Genomic DNA, 26634 nt, shown 5'->3' with positions numbered 1-26634 from the left:
CTAGGCCTCCTTGGTCGTAGAAATAGAATCGGACGATACTTCGACAGGTCCGCCAAAAGTACGGGCAGCTGCGGCTCCACCGGCAAGCGGAGTCGCCATCTGGGCTTTTGTGCGTCGTGGTGCCGAAACGGGAAGTTCAAAGGCAAAGCCCATCGCAAGCAAAAACCACGTAAGCGTATAGGTTGCAACCAGAGCAGCAACAAGGCCGCCCATCACGGCGCGTTGGGAAAATACGCTACATGCAGCCACAACCAGCACCGGAACCTCGCAGGCAGAAAGCGCAAGCACACCCTGCAGGAACCCCGAGCGCCGATTGCGCGCAAGTGCCCCCGCGGTAACGCCGGCTATGCCTGGCAGCGCCAACGCCAGTGCGGCAATAATACTCGGTAGCGACCCAGACCACACGAGCGATCCCAAAGTCGCCGTCACGCGGGCGCCCGACGCCAGCAGCGCGGCCGAAACCACGACCACAGCCCAAACCACGCCACAGACGACCGTCGCGCCGACCATCAGCGCGCGACGAACCGCGCGGCCAGACGCATCCATGGGGCACGGCGTGAGCGGCTCGCCGCGAAGCGAACGACCGACATTTTGCGCATAGTGGTCACAAAACGCCGAGAGCGCCGCCTCGACCGCCGCCGGCTCGGGACGATCTTTTTGATGACTGGACAGACAGGCCATCACCACGTCGAACAGCTGGGCATCGACAAACGCCAGCGCATCGCGTAGCTCTTCGGAATCCGGCTCAAGCCCCAGCTGCTGGGCCTGCTCGGCCGCGGCGAGCGCCACATCGGGCTCACGACGAAGCAGCTGAGTCAAATCACAACCGGGCGCATGGGCACCAATGGGATAGTCGGGCCGTGTGTCCGTCTTGAGACGGTAGGGGCTGGCAATGTCGCGCGTCTTTTTGCGCGAACCCGAGGTGCCCGAAGTGCTCGGCGCGGCTTCGTATGGCACGACGCCGGCAATGAGCTCGTAAACCGTGCTTGCCGCGGCATAGACGTCAATCGCCGGCGACATACGCAAAGCGCGCAGGTCGGGAATATCGTCGGTGAGCATCTCGGGCGGGGCATAGGCAACCGTCGCGCGACGCAGCGTGGCATAACGCTCCGTAAACGACGCCTTGCCGCCGGTACCGGCCACGGCCGACGCAGGCTCAAGCGCCAGCGACGAGCCAAAGTCGATCAGGCACAGGTCAAAGGTGCCCTCGGCAAGCTGTCGGTCAAGCGGCAGGCGCGCCGTACGCACCATAATATTAGCGGGCGAGATATCGCGATGGACAAAGCCCTCGCCCACCAGGCTCATACGGCAGAGCAGATCGAACAGGTCGCGACCCAGACGCGCCGCCACAAGCGGCGATAGGCGTCCGGCATCGTCCACGGCGAGTCGCGAGCGCAAGCGGGCGAGCGTCTCGCCCTCGACCCATTCCATGACAATTGCAGGCACACCGTCAACCTCGCCCCAGCCATAGAGGCGGGGAAAGCCCTTAAGGCCCGAAAGGGCGCGATGGCATTCATATTCCTCGCGAAATGCCGCTTTGAACTTGGCGACCAGCGACTCATGGGCGGCATCGTCGTCAAACTCATCGCGCGTCGGCAAGATGAGCTGTTTGAGTGCTACGTCCTCGCCTTGGGCGTTGACAGCACGCGTCACGCGGCCGATACCGCCACGGCGCATGGTGGCATCGTCGGCAAACAGTATCGTAAAACGACGCAGATAGGCAGGCAGTTCGTCCTGACCGAGCGCAATGGCCGGCTCAAACCCGTCGACACGCGCCAGGCGCAGGCCGACCATGGGATCGCGACCGAGCGATTGTGGTGTGGTGGATGCAAGATCGGTCATCATAGGGCAAGCGCCGCCACGTTATTGTTGAAGTTACCGAGCGCGACGTCATCATCGCCGTAATGGCCGACCCATTGACATAGGTTGGTGTAACAGCCCCACAGATTGGCATACTGCTGATACCACCTTGACCGGGGCGAGAATGTCTGACGACCGAACTCGGCTCGAATGACAAACATCTCCCCGACCAGGCTGTCGCACGGCCTGGGATCTCCCGTAGAGTTATAGGTCGAGACCACGTCATTGGCACGAGAAACATAGCCGTCGAGCATGTTGTACTTGGTCACAAGCCAACTGTGAATGCTCTCTTCCTCAGCAGCGGAAAGGCCGCCGGAGTTTGCATCGTTGTCAGTGTTGCCGCCCGTCGAGCCGCCGTTTCCAGGCCCTCCGGTAGAGGAACCCGACCCAGAGCCGCCGCCCGAACTCGATGAATCCGAGCCGGAGCCAGAAGTATCCGAGCTACCGGGCTTTCCGGACTGCTGGGCGTCCTGCTCCTTTTGCTGCTCGACCTTATTCACCGTTGCCGCCACGCTATTGTTGGACAATCGATCGATGATCTTGGTGTTGGTGAGCACGATGGTTTTGCCATTGGCAAGCGTGACTTCGTTGTCCGGGGCCTCGGCGCCGTCCGCATCGTCGGTGCCAAACACAATATGCCCGACCACACTTGCCCAAGCATATCCAGTCGTGGTGCCCAGATCGCTTTTGACCTCATGCCCCACGCGCGGTTCGCGTGCGGCATGCGCCTGCATCATGGACGGCACGGTCATGCCATAGGCAGAAACGCCAGCTATGACCAGCACCAGCGAGCACGATAGCAGTGCGTACGCCCGCGACGCCAAGCCCAGTCGGCGTCGTATGCGCACCGCGGCGCCGCGCTTTGTCTGAGTGCCACCGGGCCGCATGCGTTCTCCTCCAACAAAAACACGCCGCTCAGAAGCGGCGCATTCATTCGAATCCATATTTGAGTGTATCAGCGAACCCAAAAGGTTGCGCAACGAATGAGCAAATTAAGGATGCGAGCGGAAGCATCCATGCGATAAGCGGATACGAAGCATCTTTGTTGCACAACAAACTCACAGTCGCACGGGGAAATTATGACTACCCCGTGCGTCGCGAGGAAAACATACGGCAGGAGCAGGCTCGCCACCTAAATCGCGCGGCGGGCCTCGATGGCGCGGCCAAGCGTAAGCTCGTCGGCATACTCCAAGTCGCCGCCCACGGGAAGGCCGCTTGCCAGACGCGACACCTCGACGCCCAACGGCTTGATGGTACGGGCCAGATAGCTCGCCGTGGTCTCGCCCTCAATATTGGGGTTGGTGGCGATGATGACCTCGTGGATGTCCTCGTGGCCCAAGCGTGCCAGCAGCTCTCGAATGTGCAGCTGCTCGGGGCCAATCTTGTCCATGGGACTGATCACGCCGCCCAATACGTGGTAGAGGCCGTGGTAGCTGCCCGTGCGCTCGATCGCCTGGACATCGCGCGGCTCGCCCACCACGCAAATGCGAGTGGTATCGCGCATCGGGTCCTGGCAGATGGAGCACTCGTCGGCCGTGGCGTAGTTAAAGCAGCGGCTGCAAAAGTGGACCTCCTGCTTAACCTCCAAGATGGCCTCGGCCAGGCGGCGCGCCTCCTCGGCGTCGGCCTCCAACAGGTAATAGGCGATGCGCTGGGCCGACTTGGGACCAATGCCCGGCAGACGGCCCAGCTCATCGAGCAGTTTTTGCAGACTGTGGTTGGCACTCATATATATGCGTGTCTTAGAACGGCATGCCCGGGATGTTGAGGCCGCCGGTGATGGCGCCCATCTGCTTGTTGGCGAGCTCGTTGACGCCGCGGACGGCCTCGTTGACGGCAGCCATGATCATATCCTGCAGCATATCGACGTCCTCGGGATCGAGCGCATCGGGATCGATGGTGAGGTTGACGAGCTCCATCTCGCCGTTAACGGTCACCTTGACCATGCCGCCGCCGGCAGAGGCGTCGACGGTCTGGGACTTGAGGTTCTCCTGCGCGGCGGCAAGCTGCTCCTGCATCTTGCGAGCCTGCTTCATCATCTGCTGCATGTTCATACCGGCCATGATGGCTCCTTTACGTGCGGCCGCACGCCGAGCTGCAAGGGCAGCCGGAGCACGGCGGGACTTTCAAACTCAAAAATCGTACCACGGCGCGCGGCGAGAGAGCGGGGCGGACGTGTTACCTCAGTCGATATACATGTCCTCCAATACAAACCGCACTCAAAGATTATGCAAGGTCGAATTATGCAAGGTTGCATAATATCGCACACTCAATCTAGTAGAGCCGAATCCGGCATTTCATGTGCGCCACTAAATAGCTAAATGCCGAACCGCTGCTCGAGGCAGCGCACATGGCGGCAGGGTATAATTTGATTGCCATAGATAGTAATTTGGAGGTGCCCCATGAATGCCCCCAACGCGCTCCAAAACATCCGCTCAAAACACCCCGTTGCATATGTGGTTCTCTATCTCTTTGTCGGCTGGGCATTGCTGGTTGTCATCACCCATGCCATAGCTTTTGGAGCAGAACTGCTGATAGCCAGCTCGGACCAGCCCGTCGTCAAATGGGAGACGACCGATGAGTGCACCGACGGAACCCGAACCGTCTACTACAACAGCCCGTCCCTCTATCAAGAGTTCAAGGTCAAGATAAAGGACTTCAAGATTGTCGATGCCGAGCTAGGCGTTTATTTGGCAATCGGAGCAACCATTAACGCCGAGCAAGTCGAGTACACGGACAGCCATGCGACGTATCGTATCGACCTCAGCATCCTAGGCCGACCGTCACGCACCTGTCTGCTCAAATGCGACATACGCGGCACCACACTACACATGTCCGAAATACAGATGCGCCCGGACAAGGGGTCCTCTTCTTGAGCAGTATACCCGCCTGCGCAGCTACTCCACCGGCTTGAAGATGGTGGCCTGGCCAAAGACGCTGCGGATGAGGGCCTTGGCCTCGTCCTCGGTCTGCGGGATGCTCGGGGCTGCGCCCTGATGGCCGAAGGGGCTGCCAGCACCGGGATTGGATTCCCAGGGAGCGGCGGGGACGTCGTCGTTTGCAGAGGCTGCGGGTGCCACAGCAGCGGCCTTGGTCGCGGACGCCGCACCCGGCACGTCGAACGGGGGCAGATCGTCCCCGCTCGCATCGCCGGCAAAGCCGCCGACCATGGCGTCGTCGTAGGGCACCTGCTCGGATTCCCACGGCGCGGCAGGCTGAGCCTTGGGAGCGGACGCGCGCTCGGGCGCTCGGGGCGCGGGCTCGGTCGGGAGCTTGCCCGTGGCAGGAGCGCCGGCGGGGTTATCAGAGCGTAGCCAGGGGGCTTTGCCCAGGTCAGACGACTTGGGCGCGGGCGAGGCGGGCTTGGACACGGGTGTCGGAGCAGCCGGTTTGGGCGCCGCGGGCTTAGGCGCCGACGGGGTCGATGCCGCTACCGGTGCCGCTTGCTGCTGCGGCGCGCTGGCGCTCGAGGATGCAGGGGCCGCCGAGAACACGGGTTGCGGGTCCGCAGATGCCGCAGCCCGTGCAGATGGAGAATGCTCCTCATGTTGAGGAGCCGGCGTGCCACCCCCATCCAGGACATAGTCGACGGTGCGACGACCGAAAACCGCGCAGACCGTCGGCAGGACCACCGACTGCGTATCGGCGCGACCGAGCATCTTAATGGCAAAAGTCGAACCCGCGGGGAACGAGACCGTGAGCTTGGAGCCGTCGTCGGCCGTGGCGCGGGCGTTGAGCAAAAGCCCTGCGTAGGAAGCCTGACGCGCCTTGACACGCTCGACAACCTCGGCCCATTTGCGCTGCAGCTCTCCGGCATCCTCGACCGCGGGCGTCTCGGCAGCACCGGCGGCGGCAACTTGGGCGGCATTGTTGGACTGGGGCTTAGGTGCCGGAGCGGTGGCAGGCGCGGGGGCCGCAACGGGCTGAGGTGCAGGCGCTACAGGCTTGGAAGCTGACACGGACGCAGAACGGGGCGCAGGCTGGGCAGCCGGAACAGCAGCGCCGCGGTCCCAAGGCATACCGCCCTGGCGCGCGGACGTAGCAGCGGGGGCAGCGGATGCCGCCGGAGCGGCAGCACGAGCGCCCGAAATGAGCGTCGGCTGTTGGGCAGCAGCGGGTACGGATGCTGCAGGCGCGGCGGCCTGAGCAGCAGCCACGCTCGCCGGCACGGCGCCGTTGGCAATCATGGCCTCCAGGCGTGCCACGCGCTCGGCCAATGCCTCAATCGTTAAATCGGCCTCGGGACGCGCCAGACGCGTGCAGGCAATCTCGAGCACCAGGCGCACGTCGCTCGCGCCCCTCATCTCCAGTGCGGCATCGTCGAGCACCGTCAGCACGCGGGCCAGGCGGTCGGCAGGATGCTCGCCAAAGGCAGCGGCCTCGGCAGCAAGCGCCTCGGCCTGCTCGGAGCCGCCCTCAAACAGCTCGGCACGGGCACCGGCAACGCAGGCAACGTACACGTCGCGCACATGCGCCACCAGGTCGCGCGTCAGCTCCAGCAGGTCATTGCCCTCCTCGACCTGCGCACGGATCAGTCCATAGAGCTCGGCAACATCGCGATCGGCAATGGCGCGGGAAAACTCGCCCAGGATCTGGTCCGAAACCTCGCCCAAAAGCGAGCGGGCGTCGTCCGCATGCACAGAACCGTTGCCAAAGACGCTCAGCTGCTCCAGCGTGGAAAGCGCGTCGCGCATACCGCCCTTGGCATGGCGCGCCACAATGGCGAGTGCCTCGTCGTCGTAATCGAAGCCCTCCTGCTCGCACACGTAAGACAGGCGATGCTCGATATCCTCGTTGCCGATGCGGTGGAAATCGAAGCGCTGGCAGCGTGAGAGAATGGTCTCCAGAATCTTTTGCGGGTCGGTGGTGCACAACACAAAGATCACGTGTGCCGGCGGCTCCTCGAGCGTCTTGAGCAGCGCGTTAAACGCCGCCGTTGTGAGCATGTGGACCTCGTCGATGATATAAATCTTGTACTTGCCGCGCACCGGGGCAAAGTTGACGGAGTTGATGATTTCCTCGCGCACATTGTCCACGCCCGTGCGGGAGGCGGCATCGAGCTCGTAGACATCGGGGTGGTTACCCTCGGCAATGAGCTCGCACTCCTCGCAAGTACCGTCGGGCATGCAGCCGCTTGCACCCTCGGCGCGCGCCGCCTCGGCATTGCGACACAGCAGCGCCTTGGCCAGAATGCGCGCCATGGTGGTCTTGCCCGTGCCGCGCGGTCCGCAGAACAGGTAGGCGTGGGACAGGCGCCCCTCGGTGATGGCGTGCTCGAGCGTCGAGACGATATGCTGCTGGCCCACCACGGAGTCGAAGGTGAGCGGGCGATACTTTCGGTACAACGATTCCATGGGTGCTCCCCCGGGTATACTGAGTCTTGTTGCCGCGGCGGCCATGCGGTCGCACGGCATACTGCATTCCATAATACCCGTACGGCGAGCCCGCCGCGATAGGAGTCCAAAGAGCATGGCAGACGCAGAGAGCAACCTCGTCCCCTCCGAAGCAGCCGACCAGGTCGAGGTCGCGCTCGAGGAGCAGGCCGCAGCCGACGACGGCATCCTGTACCTCAACGAGTACCAGTACGAAAACGACCTGGTCACCGACTTCGCCCGCCTGGTCGCCTCGCCCAGGCGTCGCGGCTCGCTGTATGTCGCCGCGGCAATTGCCGCGCTCATCGGCATCGGCATGCTGGTGGCCGGCGGCAACTGGATCAAGTTTGGCGTCGTCCTGATCGTGTTCGGCGCCTTTTTGGCCTGGTGGAGCAAAAACCTGCACCACACCCTCGCCCGCGACTTTATCGACGCCGTTGAGGCCGACGAGTCCATGGGTGGCCGCTATCGCCGCGTCGCCGCCAACGAGGACGGCCTGATGGTTTGGGGCAAGAGCGGCAAGTCACAGTTCTTCCCGTTTGAAAAGCTCGACCACGTGCTCGACGGCGAGCGCATCTTTGTGGCCATGTTCGCCGACCAGGGCGTGACGATCCCTAAGGACACCTTTGTCCGCGGCGATGCCGAGCAGTTCGGTCCCTTCCTCAAGGCCCGCATCAACAAAAAACTCCGCATCGAGACCAAACGCAAGAAGATGAAGGCAGAAAAGGCCGCCGTCGAGGCCAAGCAGGGCGACAAGCCCCAGGAGACCAAGGGCAAGCAGCGCAAGCAGAAGAAGAACAAGAAAAAGCGCTAGGCCGGACGCAAGGTCCAGACCCCAGACGGAGCTTAAATTGAATGTCGCCCACCTGCGCGTGCTACACTAGCAGCATCTATGCCACCGCGAACGGCTCGGCTCCGCGCCCGCCGCTCGCAAACGAACTTTAAACGCACGAGGGTTGGCCATGCCGCTTTTCTCGCAACATACCGCCCGGTTCTCGCCGGACGTTCCTTTGGAGGGCACCAGCTCTCGCGAGCTGCTCAAGCGGTACCAGCCGCTCGAGACACTTGCGACCGGCGGTTTTGGCTCCATCGAGATCTGCCGCGACACGCACCTGCGCCGCCGCGTCGCCATTAAGCGTATCCCCCTTATCAACGGTGCTGGCATGCCCGCCAGCGACATCATGGATGTCCTGCGCGAGGCGCACACCGCCGCCATGCTTCAACATCCCAATATCGTGCAGGTCATCGACTTTACGCACGACACAGCCTATGCCTACCTAGTCATGGAGTATGTCGATGGCATGTCGCTGGCCGAGTTTTTGCACCGCGTGGACGGCCACTCACTTACCTTTGACGAGGCCGCAGCTATTGCCGATGCCCTGGGCCAGGCGCTCACCTTCGCCCATAGTAATGGCGTACTCCACCTGGACATTAAGCCCGCCAACGTGCTCATCGACCACTCGGGCAATGTAAAGCTCACCGACTTTGGCATGGCGCGACTGTCGTCTGCCGGTGGCTTTGGCGGTTCGCGCGGCGGCACCATCGGCTACATGCCGCCCGAGCAGCTCGATATCGAGACCGGCACGGTCGACGAACGCGCTGATGTCTTTGCCCTTGCCTGTGTGATCTACGAGGGCCTGTGTGGCAGCGCCCCCTTTATGGCGGCCACGCCCGCCGACTCGCTCGACCGCATCATCGGCGGCGCCACCTATCCCAGCGAGCTGATACCACACTTTCCCCCGGGAGCCGAGAGCGCGCTCATGAGCGCGCTCTCCCCCATGCCGCAGGACCGCCCCAACAGCATCGAGGCATTTTGCGACCAGCTCCTTGCCGGTCTGGGCAGCGTGCGCGAAGGCCGTCGCAGCCTGGAGCAAATGGTTGGCGAGCTTTCGGATGACGAGCAGGAGCTCGACGATATCGAGCCGTCGCACTACGAGGACGACGCCATCGAGGTCGACCCCGCACTCGGCTGGGCGGGCACGCGCTGGAGCCATGCGCGCGACTACACCATGCGCACTATCTCGGCGCTAACGTGCGGCACCTTTAGCTTTTTGCTGATGCAAACGGCCGGGGTCGCGGCGCTTCCCGGCCTGGTCATTGCGGCTATCGCGATCGGAGCGGCGGCTGGCCTGGCCCCCCAGATTGGCTCGGCCATCTCGGCTGTGGGCTTTTTGGTGCTCATGGCCAACGCCACCATGCAGGCACAGGGCATCCTGTCGATGCTGCCCGTCGCGGTGATCTTTGCCGCCGCCATGTCCGGTTGGTGGATCGCCTGGGGTCGCACCGAGACTGCCGCGAGCGCCACGCTCACCTGTGCACTCGCGCTTGGCTGTCTGACCGGCAATACCTTCCTGGCAGCTGGGGTCGCCGCCGGCGTCGCGTCATTTTGGCTCGGCCCGGCAAGCGCCGCCGCGGCAACGGGCATGGGCGCGCTTTTTGCCCGTCTGGCCACGGTCGCGCTTTCAGCCGGAGGCGTGCTGGGGCTCGGTAACGTTGCCGCAGCGCTGGGAGACCCGCTCCTTTGGGCTGCCTTTGTGCTGGTCGCGGCAACTGCCGCGGCGTCATCTGCGCTGCTCAATGTCCATGCCAAGCGTGCCAATCAGGGCTCAAACCTTGCCGCAATCGCCGCCATCGCTGTCACCGGCATCGGCTGCGCAGCGGCGTCCTGTCTTGCACACCATATGGAAATTGCCAGCCTTGCAGCCGCGGTCATCGCCAAGGCGGCGGTTGCGGGAATCCTATCCTCTATAATCGTTGGGATATGCCTATATTTGCTCGGATACCAAAGAACCTATACGGAGAGTGATCTTTCGTGAACTTCCTGAACATCTTCGAGGACCACGTGGCCGGCATCTTCGGTGCCACCCGTGCCCCGTTCTCCTTTAAGAAGCTTGCTAAGCAGGCCGCTCGCGACATGGAGGATCAGACTCTGGTGATTAACGGCGTCAACACGGCGCCGGCACTCTATACCATCCTTATCGCCGCCGACGACGATCCCATGCTCGCCCCGTTCTACCCCGAGCTTTCGCGCGAGGTCCGCGAGTTCGTGAAGGCGCAGGCCGAAAAGCGCCGCTATGTCTTTGTCGGCGAGCCCCTCGTGCGCTTTATGATCGATCCGCAGCTGCGCGCCGGCAAGTTCTCGGTCTTTGCCGAGAACGTCGATGCCCCCACGCTCGGCCGCCTGTACGAAGAAGAGCGCGCCTATCAGAACGGCCTGGGCCAGAACAACTCCGCGGCAAGCCGTGCCGCCAGCGCCCCGCGCGCCGGCCAGCAGCAGTTTGCTGCCCCGCAGCAGCAGCGCCCCGCCGCCATGCCCCAGCAGCAGCCGACGCCTCGCGCCGCCGCTCCCGACCCGCTTGCCGTGGCAGACCCCTTCGCGCCTAGCGTCCCCGACCCCGCCGCCGCACCCATCCCGGTGCCGCAGACCGTCTCGCGCGACGCGCTTGCCGGCATGGGCGGAGCCGCCGCGACCGGTGCCGCCGTGGGCCTAGGCGCCGCAGCCGGCATCGCCTCCAACATGGCGAGCACTCGCGCCCCGCAGCGCCCGCTCGCCCAGCTCGTCGACGTCGTGAGCGGCGAGAGCCATAGTATCACCTCCGCACAGGTGACCATCGGTCGCGAGCGCTCAGTTTCCGACATTGCCCTGCGCGACCCCAACGTGTCGCGCCGCCACGCCCAGCTCACCTTTACGGGCTCGGATTGGTCGATCGAGGACCTCAATTCCACCAACGGCACGCTCGTCAACAACCGCCGCATTACGCGCTGCCCGCTGCGCAACGGCGATCTGCTGACGTTTGGCCTGAGCACCTTTGAATTTAGGGGATAGTCGCTTATGAACATCGATATCGTCCTTTTTGCAGGCCGCATCGTCCTGGTCGCCCTGCTCTATATCTTCTTGTTCGCCGTCATGAAGACCGGCGTGGGACTTGTGCGCGGGCAGCGCCGCGACTCGGCTATCTGGACGATCGATGTGGACAAGGGTCCGCGCGGTATCCGCGGCATCCACGTAGACATGCTCGGCCCCGTCATCGTCGGTCGCTCGCCATCTTCGGACATCTGCATCAACGAACCGTTCGTCTCGGCCTCGCATGCGCGCTTTTCGCTGCAGGGCCCGGCACTCATCATCGAGGACCTCAACTCGCTTAACGGCACGCTCGTCAACGGCCGCCAGCTCGTGGAGCCCGCAACGCTGCGCGAGGGCGACGAAGTCCAGATTGGCGACGTGGTCATGAAGGTGAACCGTCGATGATCGACGAGGAGAACAAGTCCGCAACTATGACCGAGGCACCGGCCGCCACCACAGCTGCGCCGGCCCACGCCGCTCCGGCAGGCTCCGCACCCGTGGAGCCCGAGGACACCGTGTTCTCCCTGCCTCTTTCGCATGTAACGCATGATATTTCGGATCTCGCCGATAACGAGGACGAAGAGGATGCCGTAGCGGCGCCCATCGGCGCACATGCTGCGGAACAGCCCACAGCGCCCGAAGCAACCCCGGCGCCGGCTCACTTTGCAGAGCCCGTCGCCGCGGCAATCAACGAGAGCGCTGCGGTGTTTGCGGCACCCGAGCCCGCCGCGCCGGCGTTTCCCATAGCCCCGGCATCCGAGGTTGCGCCCGCGTCTACGCCGGCGCCCGAGGCGGGGACATCCCCCGAGGACGGCCCTGCACCCAAGACCCCGCAGCCTGCGCCCGCAAGCGAGTCCGATGCCGTGGCCGAGCCCGCCGCCCAGTCGCAAAACACGCCCGCGCCGTCGCACTTTGCGACGCCCGATCCTATAGACGTCAGCCCGCAAGACGACGAGTCGACCGCCCGCGTTTCCGAGGAGCCCGACTCCCCGGACACCGGAGATTCCGAATCAAACGCCGAGACAAACACCGTCTCTCCCGGTGACACAGCAGAGATCGACGTTGCCGCCGTTGAGGCCAAGCTCAAAGACCCCGGCTCGACCATGAGCTTTGAGCCCCTGACCGAGGAGCGCATCGAGACCGACTCGACCTATGATGCCGGCACCACCACGCAACTCATGTGGGGCGCCCGCTCCGACGTTGGCTGCGTGCGCCCGCACAATGAGGATTCCTACCTGGTGCAGTCGCCGCTCTTTTGCGTATGCGACGGCATGGGCGGTCACGCCGCCGGCGAGGTAGCCTCCTCTATCGCTGTCGAGACCATTGCCAAGACAGCTCCTCAGTCTGCCGACGCCGCACGCCTGGCGGCAGCCGTCGAGGCCGCCAACGCCGCCGTAATCGAGGCTGCCTTGAATGGCCTGGGCAAGCCCGGCATGGGCTGCACAGCCACTTGCGCCTATATCGAAAACGACACGCTCGCCATCGCCCACGTGGGTGACTCTCGCGCCTACCTGCTCCACGAGGGCACGCTCATCCGCGTGACCCGCGACCACTCCTACGTGGAGGAGCTCGTGGACGCCGGCGAGATCACGGCAGACGAGGCTCGCGTCCACCCCAACCGTTCGGTCATCACCCGCGCGCTGGGCTCGGACCCCGCTATGTATGCCGACCACTTCACTCTGCATATCGAGGAAGGCGACCGTCTGATCCTGTGCTCCGACGGCCTTTCGAGCATGATTCCCGATAGCGATATCGAGAACATCGCCACGCAGTCCTCAACCGCGCAAATCTGCGTCGACAACCTAGTGGACGCGGCGCTTGCCGCCGGCGGCCACGACAACGTGACCGTAGTAGTCGTTGACCTGGTTGACGATGGCGTCATGCGCGAGGCGCAACGCGTGCGTCGCCGCAACGTTACTATCGCCGCCATCCTGGCCCTCGTCTTTGTGCTGGCAGCTGGCATCTGGGCCTACACGGGTGTCACCGGCTCGTACTACCTGGGTACCTACCAGGGCAATGTCGCCGTCTGGCGCGGCCTGCCCGGCAAGCCACTCGGACTCAAGCTCCACTGGCTCGAAAGCGAAACCAGCATCAAGCTATCCGACCTGCCCGAAGACACGCAAAACCGCCTCAAGGCGGGTATTCCGCAAACAAGTGTCGACGATGCGCAGGACACGATATCCAAGTACCGCCACCAGATCGACGAGGAGCAGACCCGCCAGGTGATCGACGCGCAAACGATTCGCGACAACACCAATCAGGGATCGACCTCCGAATCAGATTCCGAGAAAACCGCCGAACAGTCCGCCGAGGCCGAAGCCTCCGATAAGAATTAGAAAGGGAGTGCCGCTTATGAGTCGCCGCAACACCGAGCTGCTCTTGCTCATCGCCTCGGCGTTCCCCGTCATCCTGCTGTATGCGATGTACGTCCTCACCGCGGGCGCTGCCATCTCCTTTGAGACGCTCGCCGTACCGATCGGCCTCTTTGCCGCCTTTGCCGCGGCCCAAATTGCCGTGCGCATCTTGGCGCCCGGTGCCGACCCCGCCATCCTGCCCATCGTATTTATACTTTCGGGCATCGGCATCACGTTCGTGACGCGTCTCGCCCCCGCCCTCGCCATCTCACAGCTCATCATCCTGTTTGTCTCGGTGGCGCTCATGGTGGGAACGCTTGCACTAGTCAAAAACCTCGACGTGGTCATGCGCTACAAGTACACCTTTGGCATCATCGGCATCATTCTGCTGATGCTGCCTATCTTTATCGGCACCACGATCTCGGGCTCCAAGCTGTGGATTCGCATCGCGGGCTTTACCATCCAGCCCGGCGAGTTCGCCAAGGTCTTTATCGTCCTGTTCCTGGCCGGCTACCTGGCCGAGAACCGCGAGCTGCTCTCCATCTCCAACCGCAAGATCCTGGGCTTTAAGATCCCTCGCCTGCGACTGCTGCTGCCGCTGTTTGCCGTATGGGGCGTGTGCCTGCTCGTCGTCGTCTTCGAACGCGATCTGGGCTCTGCCGTACTGTTCTATACCATCTTCCTGCTGATGCTCTACGTTGCCACGGGGCGCTTTTCGTATGTCGTTATCGGCCTTGCGCTCTTAGCCGTTGGAGCCGTGGGCGCCTACAAGTTCCTGTCGCACGTTCAGGTGCGTTTCCAGGTTTGGGTCGATCCGTTTAAGGACGCCCAGGGCCAGGGCTACCAGATCGTCCAGTCGCTCTTCTCGCTTGCCGATGGCGGTCTGGTCGGTGTTGGCATCGGCAACGGCATGGCCAACAACATCCCTGTCGTCGAGTCCGACTTTATCTTCTCGGCTATCGGCGAGGAGATGGGCCTTTTGGGCGGCGGCGCCGTGCTCATCCTGTTTATGCTCTTTGCCGTGCGTGGCCTCACCACAGCCGCCCGCGCTAAATCCGACCTCGCCGCCTTTAGCGCCACCGGTCTTACGGCAGCCATCAGCTTCCAGGCCTTTTTGATCGTGGGCGGCGTCACCCGCCTGATCCCGCTGACCGGCGTCACCCTGCCCTTTATGAGCCAGGGCGGCTCCTCGCTGCTGGCAAGCTTTATCATCGTCGCGCTCCTGCTACGCGCCGGTGACGAGGCGACCGGACGCGAGGCAGAGCTTACCGGCACCGGCACCATGGCCGCCATCACCGATGATCAGGTCGCATCGGCCGCCGCCCCGACGGGCACACGCTTTGCCACCTCGTCTTCCTACGGCAGCGGTAGCCATTCCGTCGGCTCGCGCATGCGCCGTCGCCTGCTCGACACGCCTGAATCCGGTGTGCTCGGCCGCGTTGCGCTTGCCAACCGTCTAACCCGCGCGGTGCTCGCCTTTACGGCGCTGTTCGCCATCCTTATCGGCAACCTCACCTATGTCCAGGTCATCAAGGCCAAGGACTATCAGGACATGCCGACCAACAACCACACCATCGCCCGCTCCAAGTACATCCAGCGCGGTTCCATCATCACGTCCGACGGCGTGACGCTGGCCGAGTCGCTGCAGCAGGAGGACGGCACCTACGTACGCTCCTACCCCAACGGTAACCTAGCAGCGCACGTGGTTGGCTACGTGAGCCAGCAGTATGGCACCACCGCCATCGAGAGCGTCATGAACGACACGCTCACCGGCTCTAAGGATTACTCCAGCTGGAACAACGCCATCGCGTCGCTCGCGGGCCAGACCCAGCCGGGCAACACCGCCAAGCTCACCATCGACTCGCGTATCCAGACGGCTGCTGAGCAGGCGCTCAAGGGCTTTAAGGGCGCTGTAGTGGTCATCGACCCGCGTACCGGCGCGGTGCTCGCATGTGCCAGCTCGCCCACCTACGACAACACCAACATCGATGCCCTGCTGCAGACGGGCGGCGGCGAGGACGGCTCCATGTACAATCGCGCCATGGACGCGCTGTACACGCCGGGCTCAACGTTTAAGGTCGTTACGCTTTCCGCGGCACTCGAGACCGGTACCGCCAGCCTTACCAGCACCTACCAGGCGCCCGGCTCCATGGACATCGGCAACGCACCGGTCACCAACTCTGCCAACGAGAGCTACGGCACCATCAGCCTGCAGCAGGCCTTTGCCGTGTCCTCCAACGTCGTCTTTGGCCAGGTGGCAAACGAAGTTGGCGCAAACACGCTCGTACAGTTTGCCAACGCCTTTGGCTACGGCCAAAAGCTCGGCCAAGACCTGACCTCCGCGGCCTCCATCATGGCCGACCCGTCACTCATGACCGAGTGGGAGACCGCCTGGGCCGGCGCCGGCCAGCCTGTCGGCATGGACCACACGCCCGGCCCGCAGACCACCGTCATGCAAAACGCCGTGATTGCCGCCGCCATCGCTAACAGCGGCGTGGTCATGGACCCGTACTTTGTAGCCCAGGTACTCGCCCCGGACGGAACCGTGGTCAAGACCACGCAGTCCCGCTCGCTTGGTCAGGCCGTCAGCTCCGCCACGGCCGACCAGGTCAAGCAGGCCATGCTTGCCGTCGTCCAGTCCGGCACCGGCACCGATGCCCAAATCCCCGGCGTCAAGGTCGCCGGCAAGACCGGCTCGGCCGAGACTGGCGGCACCAACGTCAACTCGATGTTCGTTGGCTTTGCACCTTACGATTCACCCACAGTCGCCATCTCGGTGGCCTTAGAGGATTACGACAAGCATGACGTCAAGGCCGCCAAGATTGCCGGCATCGTCCTGACCGCGGCGCTCGCCGCACAGGGAGCGTGATGCCCGTGATCAAAGCGGATACTTGGGGCGCGCCGCGGCCGATGAGCTAGCGGCAACGCGCCACACGGCCCCAGCGGCCACACATTTGGTACTACACACATCGTTGAGCGAATAGTTATGTTAGGAGCAGGAATGGAACAGAGGGTCCTCGGGGGAAGATACCTCCTCAAGGATAAGGTGGGAACGGGCGGCATGGCGACCGTCTTCCGTGCACAGGATCAGGTCCTCGACCGCACGGTTGCCGTCAAGATCATGCTGCCGCAGTATGCCGGCGACGCCACCTTCGCCGCCCGCTTTAAGCAGGAGGCCCAGGCAGCTGCCGGCCTGTCCTCCCCCTATATCGTGGGCGTCTACGACTGGGGCAAGGACGGCGACACCTATTACATCGTCATGGAGTACCTGCGCGGTACCGACCTTAAGAGCGGCATCAAGAGCCACGGCGCCCTCGATCCCAAGAAGGTCGCGCAGATCGGCTCGCAGATCAGCTCCGCGCTTTCGGTCGCACACAAGCACGAGATCATCCACCGCGACATTAAGCCGCAAAACATCATGGTGCTGCCTGACGGCAACATCAAGGTAATGGATTTTGGCATCGCACGCGCCAAGAACAGCCACCTCACGCAGGATAACAACGTGCTGGGCACCGCCCACTATGTAAGCCCCGAGCAGACCCGCGGCCAGGACCTCGGCCCCACCTCGGATATCTACTCGCTGGGTGTCGTCATGTACGAGTGTGCCACCGGCCGCGTACCCTTTGACGGCGACGACGCCATCTCGGTCGCGCTCAAGCAGGTCAACGAGCTCCCCATCCCGCCGAGCCAGATCAACTCCGGCGTCGATGCCGACCTGGAGCGCATCATCCTCAAGTGCATGGAGAAGGACCCGGCAAACCGCTTCCAGACGGCCGACGAGCTGCGCCAGGTGCTCAACAGCTACCTGTCCGGCCGTGCCGTCAACGTCTCGGAGCCCACGCGCATCATCGGTGCCGCCGGCGACCTGGGTGCCACCAAGACCCGCGAGCTTTCCGACTCAACGCGCGCTATGGTTCGTCCCGTCTCGGGCGTGAGCGGTCAGAATACCGCCCGTAGCGCTGTCTCGGGCTCCACGGGCTCCTACGAGGTCGAGAAGCCTAAGTCCAACAAGAACAAGATCATCGCCGCCGTGATTGCCGCCGTCGCCGTGATTGGCGTGGTGGTGGCCTTTGCCACGGGCATGTTCAGTGGCGAACAGGTCACGGTGCCCGACGTGCTGGGCAAGGACCAGGAGACCGCTATTGAGCTGATCAAGGAAGCCGGCCTTGAGGTTGGCACCGTCGACCAGAGCTACAACGACGATGTCGACGAGGGAAAGGTCGCCGAGCAGACCCCCAACGGCAACACCAAGAAGGCCAAGGGCACAAGGGTGAACCTGGTAATCTCCAAGGGCCCTAAGCCCTCCGAGAAGGTTGAGGTTCCGCAGCTCCTCGGCCTGACCAAGGACCAGGCCGAGGCCGCACTGGCAAGCGTGGGCCTGAAGGGCAGCGCTTCGGAGGAAGCCAATGAGGCCGAAGAGGGCCAGGTCTTTGAGCAGAGCACTGCTGCCGGCAAAGAGGTCGAGAAGGGCACGACCATCTCGTACAAGGTCTCTGGCGGCCCGGACACCACCTCGGTGCCCGATCTGACCGACATGACCGAGGCCCAGGCGCGCAACGCTCTCGACATGGCTGGCTTTGGCGTCGATGTGAGCTACCAGGAAAACGACTCGGTTACCGAGGGCACCGTAATTAGCTGGAACCCCAGCGGCAAGCAGAAGCCCGGCGCCACGATCACCGTCGTCATCGCCAAGAAGTCCGGCAAGGCCAGCGTCCCGGGCAACCTGTACGGCAAGAGCATCTCCGCCGCCGTCACCGCGCTCAACAACGCCGGTTTCTACAACATCGCATTCTGCGATCAGAACGGCAACCCCGTGAGCGGCAACGAGAATGCCACCGTTACGGGCGTCTCCCCCACCGGCAAGCAGTCCACCGACAGCACGATCACGCTGACGGTTTCGCTTTCTGGCTCTGCCTCGGGTGACGATTCCGACACGACGACTAACTAGTCGACAACCCATCACCTGCAGCGGCTATGGCCGCAAACATATTCGCTCAACGGCGCCCGCTTGCTCCCCAGCAAGCGGGCGCGTTATTTATCGACAGGCCAGGGCTCCATAGCAACGCAAAGAGGCCCGCAAAAGCGAGCCTCTCAGGTAACAACAGATATGTGATGCAGTAATTACTAGCCGCAGAACTTCACCATGGTCTCGACCATGGACTCTTGCCTATAGACAAAATGTCCAGAAGCAAAGAGATGAAAGAGTAAGGACAACGCCCTCTAAAAGAAGGCCGTATATGAAGATTGCATATCCCTTTTGCCTTCATATACTCAAGAAGCACCCCTCGAAGCGCTCCTGAGAGGCCCCCTTGGATGCAACCCAGGGGATCCAGATTCTGGTAGACATCGGCACAGCAAAATCCTGCCGCGCAGGCACGAACGGACATCTTGACTCCCAACGCAATGCGGGGCGCCCCAAGACACCCCGCCACGACAAAAAACTAGTTCTCGTAGACCAGCGGGTGGCCCCAACTGCCCTCGATCTTGCAGGTCTGCGCCGCAAAACCGGCAGCGAAGTCCAAGCTCTCGCGAATTGCGGCCTCGCCGCACTCGCCGGCCTTCTTCTTGGAAAGATAGGTGACCAAAAACGCCGTCAGCAGTGAATCGCCGGCCGCCATAGCGTCTTTGAGCTCCTCGGGCGCCACGGGCTTGATGCCCTGCTCGTAGAAGTTTTCGCCGTCATAGGCGACGGAACCCTTGCTCCCGCGCGACGCGCATACGATTTGAGGGCCAAGGGCCTTCACCCACTCGAGCTTCGCCTTGATATCCTCCAGGGAAGCGTCGCCCATGGACATAAAGGCGTACGTCACAAATGGCGCAATCTGCTCGAAGTACTCGTCGGTGGAGTCATCGGAGAAGTCGAAGCTGATAGGCACACCGGCAGCCTTGATCTTGGGGAGCTCGCGCTCGGTGAAGCAGTAGTTGCCGCTGTGCACCAAATCGAAGCCGCTGACGTACTCGGCGGCGAAGCGGTCTATCACGTAGCGCATGTCGCCACGTATGCCGCCTTCATTGGAGCCCAGGAAGATACGGTCCCCGGTCTTGTCAACGGTCACGCGAGCGGCGCCGTTGACGCCCAGGACCTGCTGGCAGCGAAGAAGCTCGACGCCCTCGTCCTCAAGCGATGCTATAACGTGCTCGGCCTCCTCATCTGATCCGAAGATTCCCATGTAGGCGCTGCGATCGACACCGAGCTTCTTGGCGAAGACGGCGAAGTTGACTGCGTTGCCGCCGGGATACATAGTCTTGATATGCTCGTACTTATCGACAACGTTGTCTCCAAAGCCGAGCACGCTTATAGGATAGGCTGCCATGGTTATCTCCATTCAGGTAAACCGCCGTGGCTACGGCGAGCAGAAGAGGCGCGAGGATTCGCACGTCTCAACGCGCTTCGCGCCCCGTTCTAAAATCGCTAGTACTTCTCGATGCCCATGTAACGACGCACGTCCGGGTGATGGTCGAACACCTTGCCGCGAGCGGAGCGCAGCTCACAGTTCATCGCGTAGAACAGGATTGGATCAAGGAACGCGCGAACGCTTGCCGGTACTTGGTCCATGCCGTACTCCATGGCGTCGAGCACCATAAGAGTGTCGGTATGGGTCTCGAGGAATGCGAGGGCGCGCTCATCCATGGCTCGGCACTCACTGGAAGACATCTGCAGGAAGTAGAAGACTCCGGGCTCGGTCACCTCGAAGGGGCCGTGGAAGTACTCGCCGGAGTGGATATAGGCGCAGCTCTGCCACTGCATCTCCATAAGCGAGCAGATAGCGAAGCCATAGGTCTGGCTAAACACGGGACCGGATCCCAAGATATACAGGAACTTGTGGTCCTGGCACAGGGCAGCGAAACGGTCGCAAAGTTCGGCGTTGACCTTCTCGCGAGCCGCAGGCAGGATCCGGTCCATCTTGGCGATGCCTTCGTACATATCGGCAAGGTCAGCATAACCTTCCTGCTGATCCAAGAGCTCGGCAGCGAGAGCCAAAGAGATGCCGGCGGGTACCTCCGCCTGCGGAACTCCCTCGCCCCACGGATATACCCAGCACGTCCACTCACCGTTATCGATGCCGGAGCCGGCGTTGTCGGTCTGTGCGATAACGGTTGCGCCCGCCGCCTTGGCGATCGAGCACGCATCGATTACCTCGGGAGTGTTGCCGGAGTGGCTGCAAGCGATAACAAGGGACTTTTCGCCCAGGCGCTTGGGACGCATGATATCGAACTCGCGGGCGGTATACGCCTCACTGGCAAACGTAGTCGCCTCGCGCTTAAGCAGCTCATGGGCGGGCAGCAGGTCGATGAGGGAGCCGCCGCAGGCAACCCAGAAGACGCTATCGAAACCGCCCTTTTCGGCGATTGCGTCGGCGATGAGATCATATGCGTTCATTGTTATTCTTCCTTTCGATACGGCGGACGAATCCGCCAACGTTTACTGCAAGTCTTCTCGTCAAGCGTGTTGACTGCCCCACGCGAATGGGGGCTACGCGCTAGTCGACAAAATACCTCTCGAAGGCGTCCATGTTGCGCCGGTCCGCTGCTGCGGGATCATCGAAATACCTTCCATCGGTGATCTCCTGGCCAAGATAGCCCTCGAACCCATGCGCGTTGAGGACACGCACGAAATCGTCCATGCTGTGCTTTCCATCGCCCCAAACCAGATGGCCGTATGGGTCGCCATCAATGAAGTGCATGTTCCTTATGGCACCATCGCCAAACTCGGCAAACCACTCTTCAAGGCTCTCGCCGGCGACTCCCATAGCAGTAGTGTCCACCATTGGAGTAAGGTGCGGGTTGGCTACTTGGTCAAGCATGCGCCTGGCATCCGCGAGTGTAACCACCAAGTTGCTCTCTTCCGGCCTCAGGCTCTCCATGCAGAGGGTCACGCCGTGCTCGCCGGCATAGTCCGCAAGAATCGCCAAGTGCTCGGCAGAGCGCTTCCAAGCTTCCTCGCGGTCCTCGTCCCAATCGCCCCAACCGGAGTTGATGGACATATACGGGGCGCCGAGCACCTCGGCGAGCTCGATGCCGTGCTTGAAGTAAGCGAGGCTCCGCTGCGCGTGGAGGGGCTTTCTGGCAGCGTACTGCCACGGATACACCACGTTCTCCGGGCACAGGGAGCTCCCGGAGAGTCCGCGGGACTCGATCTTGCGGCGAAGCTTGTCGGCCTCGAAATACCCCGTGTGGTCCAGCGTCACGTGCGGCTCGGCCGCCCAAAGCTCGATGGTTTTGAAGCCAAGGCGCTGCTGAACATCAAGGAAATAATCGAGCGACCACATGATGTAGTGAATGTTCATGCCGGCGACCTGCTCGCGACGCAGGCGGGGCGCGGAAGCGTTTAAATCCATGCTGGGCATCTCCTCTCCTAGCAATCTTCGTACACGACCCGACCATCGCTCAGCGTGAGCGAGACCTGGATGTCTCTGGCATCTTTGGGGTCCACCGCAAACACATCGCGGTCCAAAACGCAGATGTCCGCGAGCTTGCCCGCCTCGAGGGTGCCGAAATCGTTCTCGCGAACCAGATCGTAGGAACCCCCGGCAGTCCATGCCCGCAGCAGCTCGGCAACGCTAACGGTATTCTGCGGGTTGACGTCCAAACCGTCGGCGAAGTACCCTCCGCAGGCGCTGTAGATCGAATCTCCTAGATGCGGGATAAGGAGGGGAAGATCGGTTCCGCAGCACAGCACACATCCGCCATCCACCATGGCGCGACGGTTCCAGCTGCGGGAGAGCCTCTTCTCTCCTATCTGGCGACGCATGGTCGAAAGGCAATCCTCGCGCTTATCAAGAGTAAGGATCTGGGGATAGACCTCGCAGATACCGCCGATGGCGCCCATGCGCGCCAGGTCAGCTGGATCGGAGTTCTCAAGGTCCGTAATCGAATGCCTGCGAGCGAGCCTTCCCGACTCATCACGCGGTAGCCGCTCATACAGGTCGATCGTCTTGCGAACGGCCCCATCCCCCTGGCAATGCAGGGAGTAGCGGAATCCCTGGGCATCGATCTCGGACAGCTCGCGAGAGATGAGGTCCCATTCGGGCTCCTCGACCACGGTCTTTCCGCCGGCACCCGCATCGGCCCCCTCCTCGTAGGGATCGATCATCTCGGCCAGGCCGCACCACACGCCGCGATCGGTCATGCGATTGAAGCCGGAGAACCTGACGAAGTCTCCTTGGAAGCGGTCGCGCGCCGAGCAGGCGTAATCAAGGTCGGCTCCATGCCCGACGGGCTGGCTCATCATGTCGACCCTAACCGTAAGTTCGCCTTCCTGCTCGCGGCGATACATCTCGTCCGCAAATCCGTAATAATCGTCAAAGCACATCTCCTTGATGGCGGTGACGCCACGGGAGTTAAGCATGGTCATGTAGTCGCCATACGCATCGCGGACTTCCTGAAGAGGTAGATAATCGCGCATAAGGTGCCAAATCATCTCGGCATAGCAAGCCTCGGACGTAAAACCATAGCGCGCAGATGCGGCGGAGTTGAGCACGCAGGTCTCCGCGCCGGCAGTAAAGGCGACGGCAGGCGTGGATGAGAACTTCTCGTCCAACATATCAACCAAGTCGTCACCCATAAGGGTCTCCGGAAGGTTCATGCCCAACGCCATAGGGGCCTGGGGCCGCTCCTCCTTCCAATTCGACATCGCGGTGAAAACATCATCTGCCGAGGTCGCATCGATAAGATCGGCGCCGATGCGACGGAGCACCCAGCCGGTAAAGAACGTGTGCACGTCGACAAGGCCTGCCATGACGGTTCTGGAGCCAAGGTCGCGAACCTCGTCCGCATGCGCAGTATATTCGGCAGCCCGATCAGAGGCGCCCACGGATTCGATGCGATTACCGCGAATCGAAACATATCCGTCGATCGGTTCATCGGAAAGGCCGGTAAAGATGCTGCGGGACAGCAATACTAGCGAACGATCAAACACCGGGCACCTCCTACATCGGCAGTAGGCCGGAGATCGTAGTCGCGACCAATCCGAACAGGACCATGAAGATAAAGAACTTCCAGATGGTCTTCCACCATTGCCCGAAGGAGATCTTCGCTACGGCGAGACCCGCGACGGTCATGCCCGCAACGGGGCTGATGGTGTTGATGGTCTGGTTCGCGAACTGCAGAGCGGTGACGGCAGCCTCGGGATTGAGACCCATAAGCTCGGTCAGCGGGCCCATGACTGGCATGGTGAGTGCAGCGAGGCCGGAGCTGGAAGGAACCAGCAGCGAAAGCAGGCCGAGGACGATGTACATGAAGGTGGTATAGATGAAGGACGGAGCGCCCGCAAGGAGTCCGACGAGCCAGTTAAGAATAGAGTCGATGATCATTCCGCCCTCTGCAACGACCAGGATGCCGCGGGCGATACCGATGATGCAGGCTGCGTAGGCGAAGTCGGCGATTCCGCGGACGAACTCCTCCGCAATGGTCTTCTCGTCCAAGCCGCCGAGTATGCCGGCAAGAAGGCCCATGGCCAGGAACACCATAGAGATCTCGTCCATATACCAGCCCTGGGTAACGAGGCCCCACACGATAACGCCCATGCCGACCGCGAAATCAATGAGGACGAGCTCGTGGCGAAGCGTGAACTCCTCTTCGATAGAGGCGTCGGTGACAGAGAACTCGATGCGCTTCTGCTTATCGTCCTCATAGGTGATGGAGGACTTGGGATCGAGCTTGACGCGGCGCGCGTAGCGCATGGCCCAGAAAATGCCCGCGGCGGTGAAGATGGCCCACAGGATGGCGCGGAGCCAAAGCTGGGGATTTCCCTCGATGCCGATAACGCCCTGGGCGATCAGCACGTTGAAAGGATCGATAGTGGATGCGCAGTAACCAAGGTTGGGGCCGAGGAAGCAGATGATGAATGCAGTCATGGAGTCATACCCGATGCTCAGCATGATGGGGATGAAGATCGCGTAGAACGGCAGCGCCTCCTCGGACATGCCGAACGTGGTGCCGCAGATCGAGAGCAGGACCATGGAGATGGGGATGATCAAGATGTCCTTGTTCTTCAACTTCTTGATCACGCGGCTCATACCGGCGTTTAGGGCGTTGGTCTTGGTGACGATGGCGAACGATCCGCCGATCAGCAGGACGAACGCGACGACATCGGCCGCAGCCTGGATGCCCTTGGCGGGAGCCTGCAGGACGGCATCGATGCCCTGTCGCAGATCGACGGTCTCCCCCGTCTCCGAATCGGTGTAGACCTTGTCGACTTCTTGGTACGTTCCGGCTACGGCGACTTCTCGCTCGCCCGCGGCCGTCTGAATGGTCTGACGGTCGAACTGACCCGATGGGACGATCCATGTGAGCACCGCGAAGAACACAATCAGCATGAACGCGATGGTGTACACATGGGGAAGCTGGAGATGGAATCTGCGCTTGGGCTTCTCCTGTTTGGCATCCGACATTCTTAACCTCCTGTCAGAGCAACGATGCTTGCCAAAAAACCCTCACGTATAAGCAAACATCTTAGGTTGTCCTATGTATAACCTGCATGAAGGTGCCGGTCAAGAAACATATTAGGTTGTTCTATAAGTGGTAACTTTTACGCGCTAAACGGACCTGTTGCGGCGATGGCGAGAACAGCGCTGCGCGAGACAGAGCCGCTAGATATCGAAGCTGTAGCGCGAACCCACGTAGTACTGCCTGCCATAGCAGAAGCGCTCTCCGTTGGAATCGAGAAAGCCCGCGTTCATGAAGAATAGCGGCTCCCCTACTGGGACCTTGAGCTCGCGGGCGGTATCAATTCCCGCACGGGCGATCTCTAGCCTGCAGGGATCGGATGAACAGGGATACCTACCCGTACGCTCCCCCACGGCCTCGAATATCGAGCAATTGGAGAGACCGATATCTTTGAGAAATTCGAATCCGTCAACAGGATAGTAGTTGTTCTCGAACAGGACCGGCACGCCGTCTGCGGTACGCACGCGTGAGACCAAGATGAGGTCAGAGCCTTCATCCAAGCCAAAGAAAGAAGCGAGGTCGCGATCGGCGGCAACGGTCTTGCGGGCAACGACGCGAGCGCCCGCCTTCATGCCGTTTTCAGCGCATGCTTGGGTAAAACTCTGAACATCGTCCTTCTGATGCACCTTGCGAATTATCTTTGTCGCGGTCACAAACGTACCACGCCCCTGCCGCTTGGTGAGATACCCCTCGCCCACAAGCTCCTCTATTGCGCGACGAACCGTGACCCTTCCCACGCCGTACATCTTAGAAAGCTCAAGTTCCGTTGGAATCTGCGAGTCAACGGGATATGTCCCCTGTTCGATATCGCTCTTGAGCAAATCGAGCACCTGTTGATACAGCGGGGCGGAAGAGTCCCCATCCAGATGCGTATCCACAAAAACTCTCCCTTTAAGGCGTTCGCGATCTCAACTACTCCATTCTACCGCACACGGAAAAATGAGGTTAAACACATAGGGGCCCTGCATGTTTGAGCAGATCGGGAATCTGGTCGATGATTTCGTCCGCATTTGCTTGCGAAAAACCAAAACGCTCCTCGCGCTTGGCGAACACGGTGAGACCCGCCGTCTTGCCCGCGGCGATGCCCGACATCGTGCCTAGCAGCGCCGAACGCATGCAGTCCGGCTACACCCGCGGCGGCAGGCCCCAAGCTGACAGGCCCCAGCAATTAGACATCCCGTTCTCCGACGTGCTCTCGGTCGAGATCGCGGGGCGTTCCGCATAGCGGTGCTGCCGAGCACACCTACGGCGTGGTGGGGTCGCTGTGCGAGAACAACGACAAGCTCGCTATCGACCGGCGCCCGCCCGAAGTGGAGGAGGGCGACTTGCTCGTCATCCACGATGCGGGCGCGCACGGGTTCTCGGTGGGCTACAACTACAACGGCCGGCTCAAGCGTGCCGAGGTGCTGATGCGTCCGGACGGGTCGGGCCAGCTCATCCGCTGCGCCGAGGAGCCGCGCGACTACTTTGCCACCTTTGACTGCTTCCCGGCCGACGAGCGGCTCGCCGTTCGCTCCAGTATCCGCTGGGTTGCCACTATGCCGTGTAGCAGGCGGTTGTCGATACATGCGGCGATGATGCTCATGTGATGTTGGCTTCCTTCCTTTGCTTGCGAGGCGCGTCACTCGTCCTGCTGGGCCGCGGGCCCATCGTTCAGCGTGGCCTGCCTGCGCGGGGTATGCCGGGAATTGATGTAGTCGTATGCGTAGGCGATCTCCGTGACGGGGACCTCCACGTGGTAATGGGCGGAAATGTC

At 62.0% G+C, this 26634-nt stretch carries 20 protein-coding genes and 1 pseudogene; 9 read left to right on the top strand and 12 right to left on the bottom strand.

The features are described 5' to 3' along the window. From PMX60_RS03030 to PMX60_RS03015, 4 genes are all read right to left on the bottom strand, one after another. A complete protein-coding gene (locus PMX60_RS03030; protein ID WP_271746833.1) occupies positions 1-1845 on the bottom strand; it encodes a serine/threonine protein kinase in 1845 nt (614 codons plus the stop codon). Further along, positions 1842-2747: a hypothetical protein gene (locus PMX60_RS03025; RefSeq protein ID WP_006235172.1), complete on the bottom strand. Its 906-nt coding sequence runs from the start codon at positions 2745-2747 to the stop codon at positions 1842-1844. The genes PMX60_RS03030 and PMX60_RS03025 overlap by 4 nt, the downstream gene beginning before the upstream one ends. Before the next feature lie 245 nt (positions 2748-2992). Continuing rightward, positions 2993-3589: a recombination mediator RecR gene (recR, locus tag PMX60_RS03020; RefSeq protein ID WP_006235173.1), complete on the bottom strand. Its 597-nt coding sequence runs from the start codon at positions 3587-3589 to the stop codon at positions 2993-2995. 13 nt (positions 3590-3602) lie between these two features. Beyond that, positions 3603-3923 (bottom strand): YbaB/EbfC family nucleoid-associated protein, encoded by a 321-nt coding sequence (locus tag PMX60_RS03015; protein WP_006235174.1) that lies wholly within the window; start codon positions 3921-3923, stop codon positions 3603-3605. Between the two features lie 339 nt (positions 3924-4262). Here PMX60_RS03015 and PMX60_RS03010 point away from each other — a divergent pair, with 339 nt between their 5' ends. Further along, positions 4263-4736: a hypothetical protein gene (locus PMX60_RS03010; RefSeq protein ID WP_006235175.1), complete on the top strand. Its 474-nt coding sequence runs from the start codon at positions 4263-4265 to the stop codon at positions 4734-4736. Between the two features lie 21 nt (positions 4737-4757). On the opposite strand, the gene dnaX is transcribed toward PMX60_RS03010, so the two are convergent. Beyond that, positions 4758-7214, bottom strand: coding sequence for a DNA polymerase III subunit gamma/tau (gene dnaX, locus PMX60_RS03005; RefSeq protein WP_271746832.1), 2457 nt, complete (start codon positions 7212-7214; stop codon positions 4758-4760). 115 nt (positions 7215-7329) lie between these two features. Here dnaX and PMX60_RS03000 point away from each other — a divergent pair, with 115 nt between their 5' ends. From PMX60_RS03000 to pknB, 7 genes are all read left to right on the top strand, one after another. Continuing rightward, entirely contained in the window at positions 7330-8046 is a 717-nt protein-coding gene (locus PMX60_RS03000) for a hypothetical protein (protein ID WP_271746831.1), read from the top strand. Between the two features lie 148 nt (positions 8047-8194). Next, positions 8195-10048, top strand: coding sequence for a serine/threonine-protein kinase (locus PMX60_RS02995; RefSeq protein WP_271746830.1), 1854 nt, complete (start codon positions 8195-8197; stop codon positions 10046-10048). Next, a complete protein-coding gene (locus tag PMX60_RS02990) occupies positions 10045-11058 on the top strand; it encodes an FhaA domain-containing protein (RefSeq protein WP_035136732.1) in 1014 nt (337 codons plus the stop codon). Before PMX60_RS02995 ends, PMX60_RS02990 begins: the two co-directional genes overlap by 4 nt. Before the next feature lie 6 nt (positions 11059-11064). Continuing rightward, the gene (locus PMX60_RS02985) at positions 11065-11481 is read left to right on the top strand and encodes an FHA domain-containing protein (protein ID WP_006235180.1); all 417 of its coding nucleotides are present in this window, start codon (positions 11065-11067) and stop codon (positions 11479-11481) included. Beyond that, positions 11478-13412 (top strand): Stp1/IreP family PP2C-type Ser/Thr phosphatase, encoded by a 1935-nt coding sequence (locus PMX60_RS02980; RefSeq protein WP_271746829.1) that lies wholly within the window; start codon positions 11478-11480, stop codon positions 13410-13412. Before PMX60_RS02985 ends, PMX60_RS02980 begins: the two co-directional genes overlap by 4 nt. 16 nt (positions 13413-13428) lie before the next feature. After that, positions 13429-16299, top strand: a complete 2871-nt coding sequence (locus PMX60_RS02975) for an FtsW/RodA/SpoVE family cell cycle protein (RefSeq protein ID WP_271746828.1) — start codon at positions 13429-13431, stop codon at positions 16297-16299. A gap of 132 nt (positions 16300-16431) precedes the next feature. Next, positions 16432-18378, top strand: coding sequence for a Stk1 family PASTA domain-containing Ser/Thr kinase (gene pknB / locus PMX60_RS02970; protein WP_271746827.1), 1947 nt, complete (start codon positions 16432-16434; stop codon positions 18376-18378). 493 nt (positions 18379-18871) lie between these two features. Here pknB and PMX60_RS02965 read toward each other — a convergent pair whose 3' ends face one another. The 7 genes from PMX60_RS02965 to PMX60_RS02935 form a co-directional block, all read right to left on the bottom strand. After that, positions 18872-19744 (bottom strand): PfkB family carbohydrate kinase, encoded by an 873-nt coding sequence (locus PMX60_RS02965; RefSeq protein WP_195233870.1) that lies wholly within the window; start codon positions 19742-19744, stop codon positions 18872-18874. Between the two features lie 98 nt (positions 19745-19842). Further along, the gene (locus tag PMX60_RS02960) at positions 19843-20811 is read right to left on the bottom strand and encodes an SIS domain-containing protein (RefSeq protein WP_271746826.1); all 969 of its coding nucleotides are present in this window, start codon (positions 20809-20811) and stop codon (positions 19843-19845) included. 100 nt (positions 20812-20911) lie between these two features. Further along, positions 20912-21769: a sugar phosphate isomerase/epimerase family protein gene (locus tag PMX60_RS02955; RefSeq protein WP_195233865.1), complete on the bottom strand. Its 858-nt coding sequence runs from the start codon at positions 21767-21769 to the stop codon at positions 20912-20914. A gap of 17 nt (positions 21770-21786) precedes the next feature. Further along, positions 21787-23349 (bottom strand): amidohydrolase, encoded by a 1563-nt coding sequence (locus PMX60_RS02950; RefSeq protein WP_271746823.1) that lies wholly within the window; start codon positions 23347-23349, stop codon positions 21787-21789. Positions 23350-23359: 10 nt separating this feature from the next. Next, positions 23360-24823 (bottom strand): YfcC family protein, encoded by a 1464-nt coding sequence (locus PMX60_RS02945; RefSeq protein WP_195233861.1) that lies wholly within the window; start codon positions 24821-24823, stop codon positions 23360-23362. A gap of 198 nt (positions 24824-25021) precedes the next feature. After that, positions 25022-25756, bottom strand: a complete 735-nt coding sequence (locus PMX60_RS02940; protein WP_271746821.1) for a GntR family transcriptional regulator — start codon at positions 25754-25756, stop codon at positions 25022-25024. Positions 25757-25823: 67 nt separating this feature from the next. Next, positions 25824-25994 carry a hypothetical protein gene (locus tag PMX60_RS02935; RefSeq protein ID WP_195544680.1) on the bottom strand — a complete coding sequence of 57 codons (171 nt, stop codon included), beginning with the start codon at positions 25992-25994 and terminating at the stop codon, positions 25824-25826. A gap of 125 nt (positions 25995-26119) precedes the next feature. Between PMX60_RS02935 and PMX60_RS02930 the strand changes: the two are divergent. Next, positions 26120-26467 (top strand): annotated as a pseudogene (locus PMX60_RS02930) (hypothetical protein); the annotation flags it as partial. Between the last annotated feature and the right edge of the window lie 167 nt (positions 26468-26634).

Source organism: Collinsella aerofaciens (assembly GCF_028206995.1).
GTDB lineage: Bacteria > Actinomycetota > Coriobacteriia > Coriobacteriales > Coriobacteriaceae > Collinsella > Collinsella aerofaciens_AQ.
The sequence above is the reverse complement of the archived record's forward strand: the minus strand, read 5'-3'. Positions and strand labels throughout refer to the sequence as shown.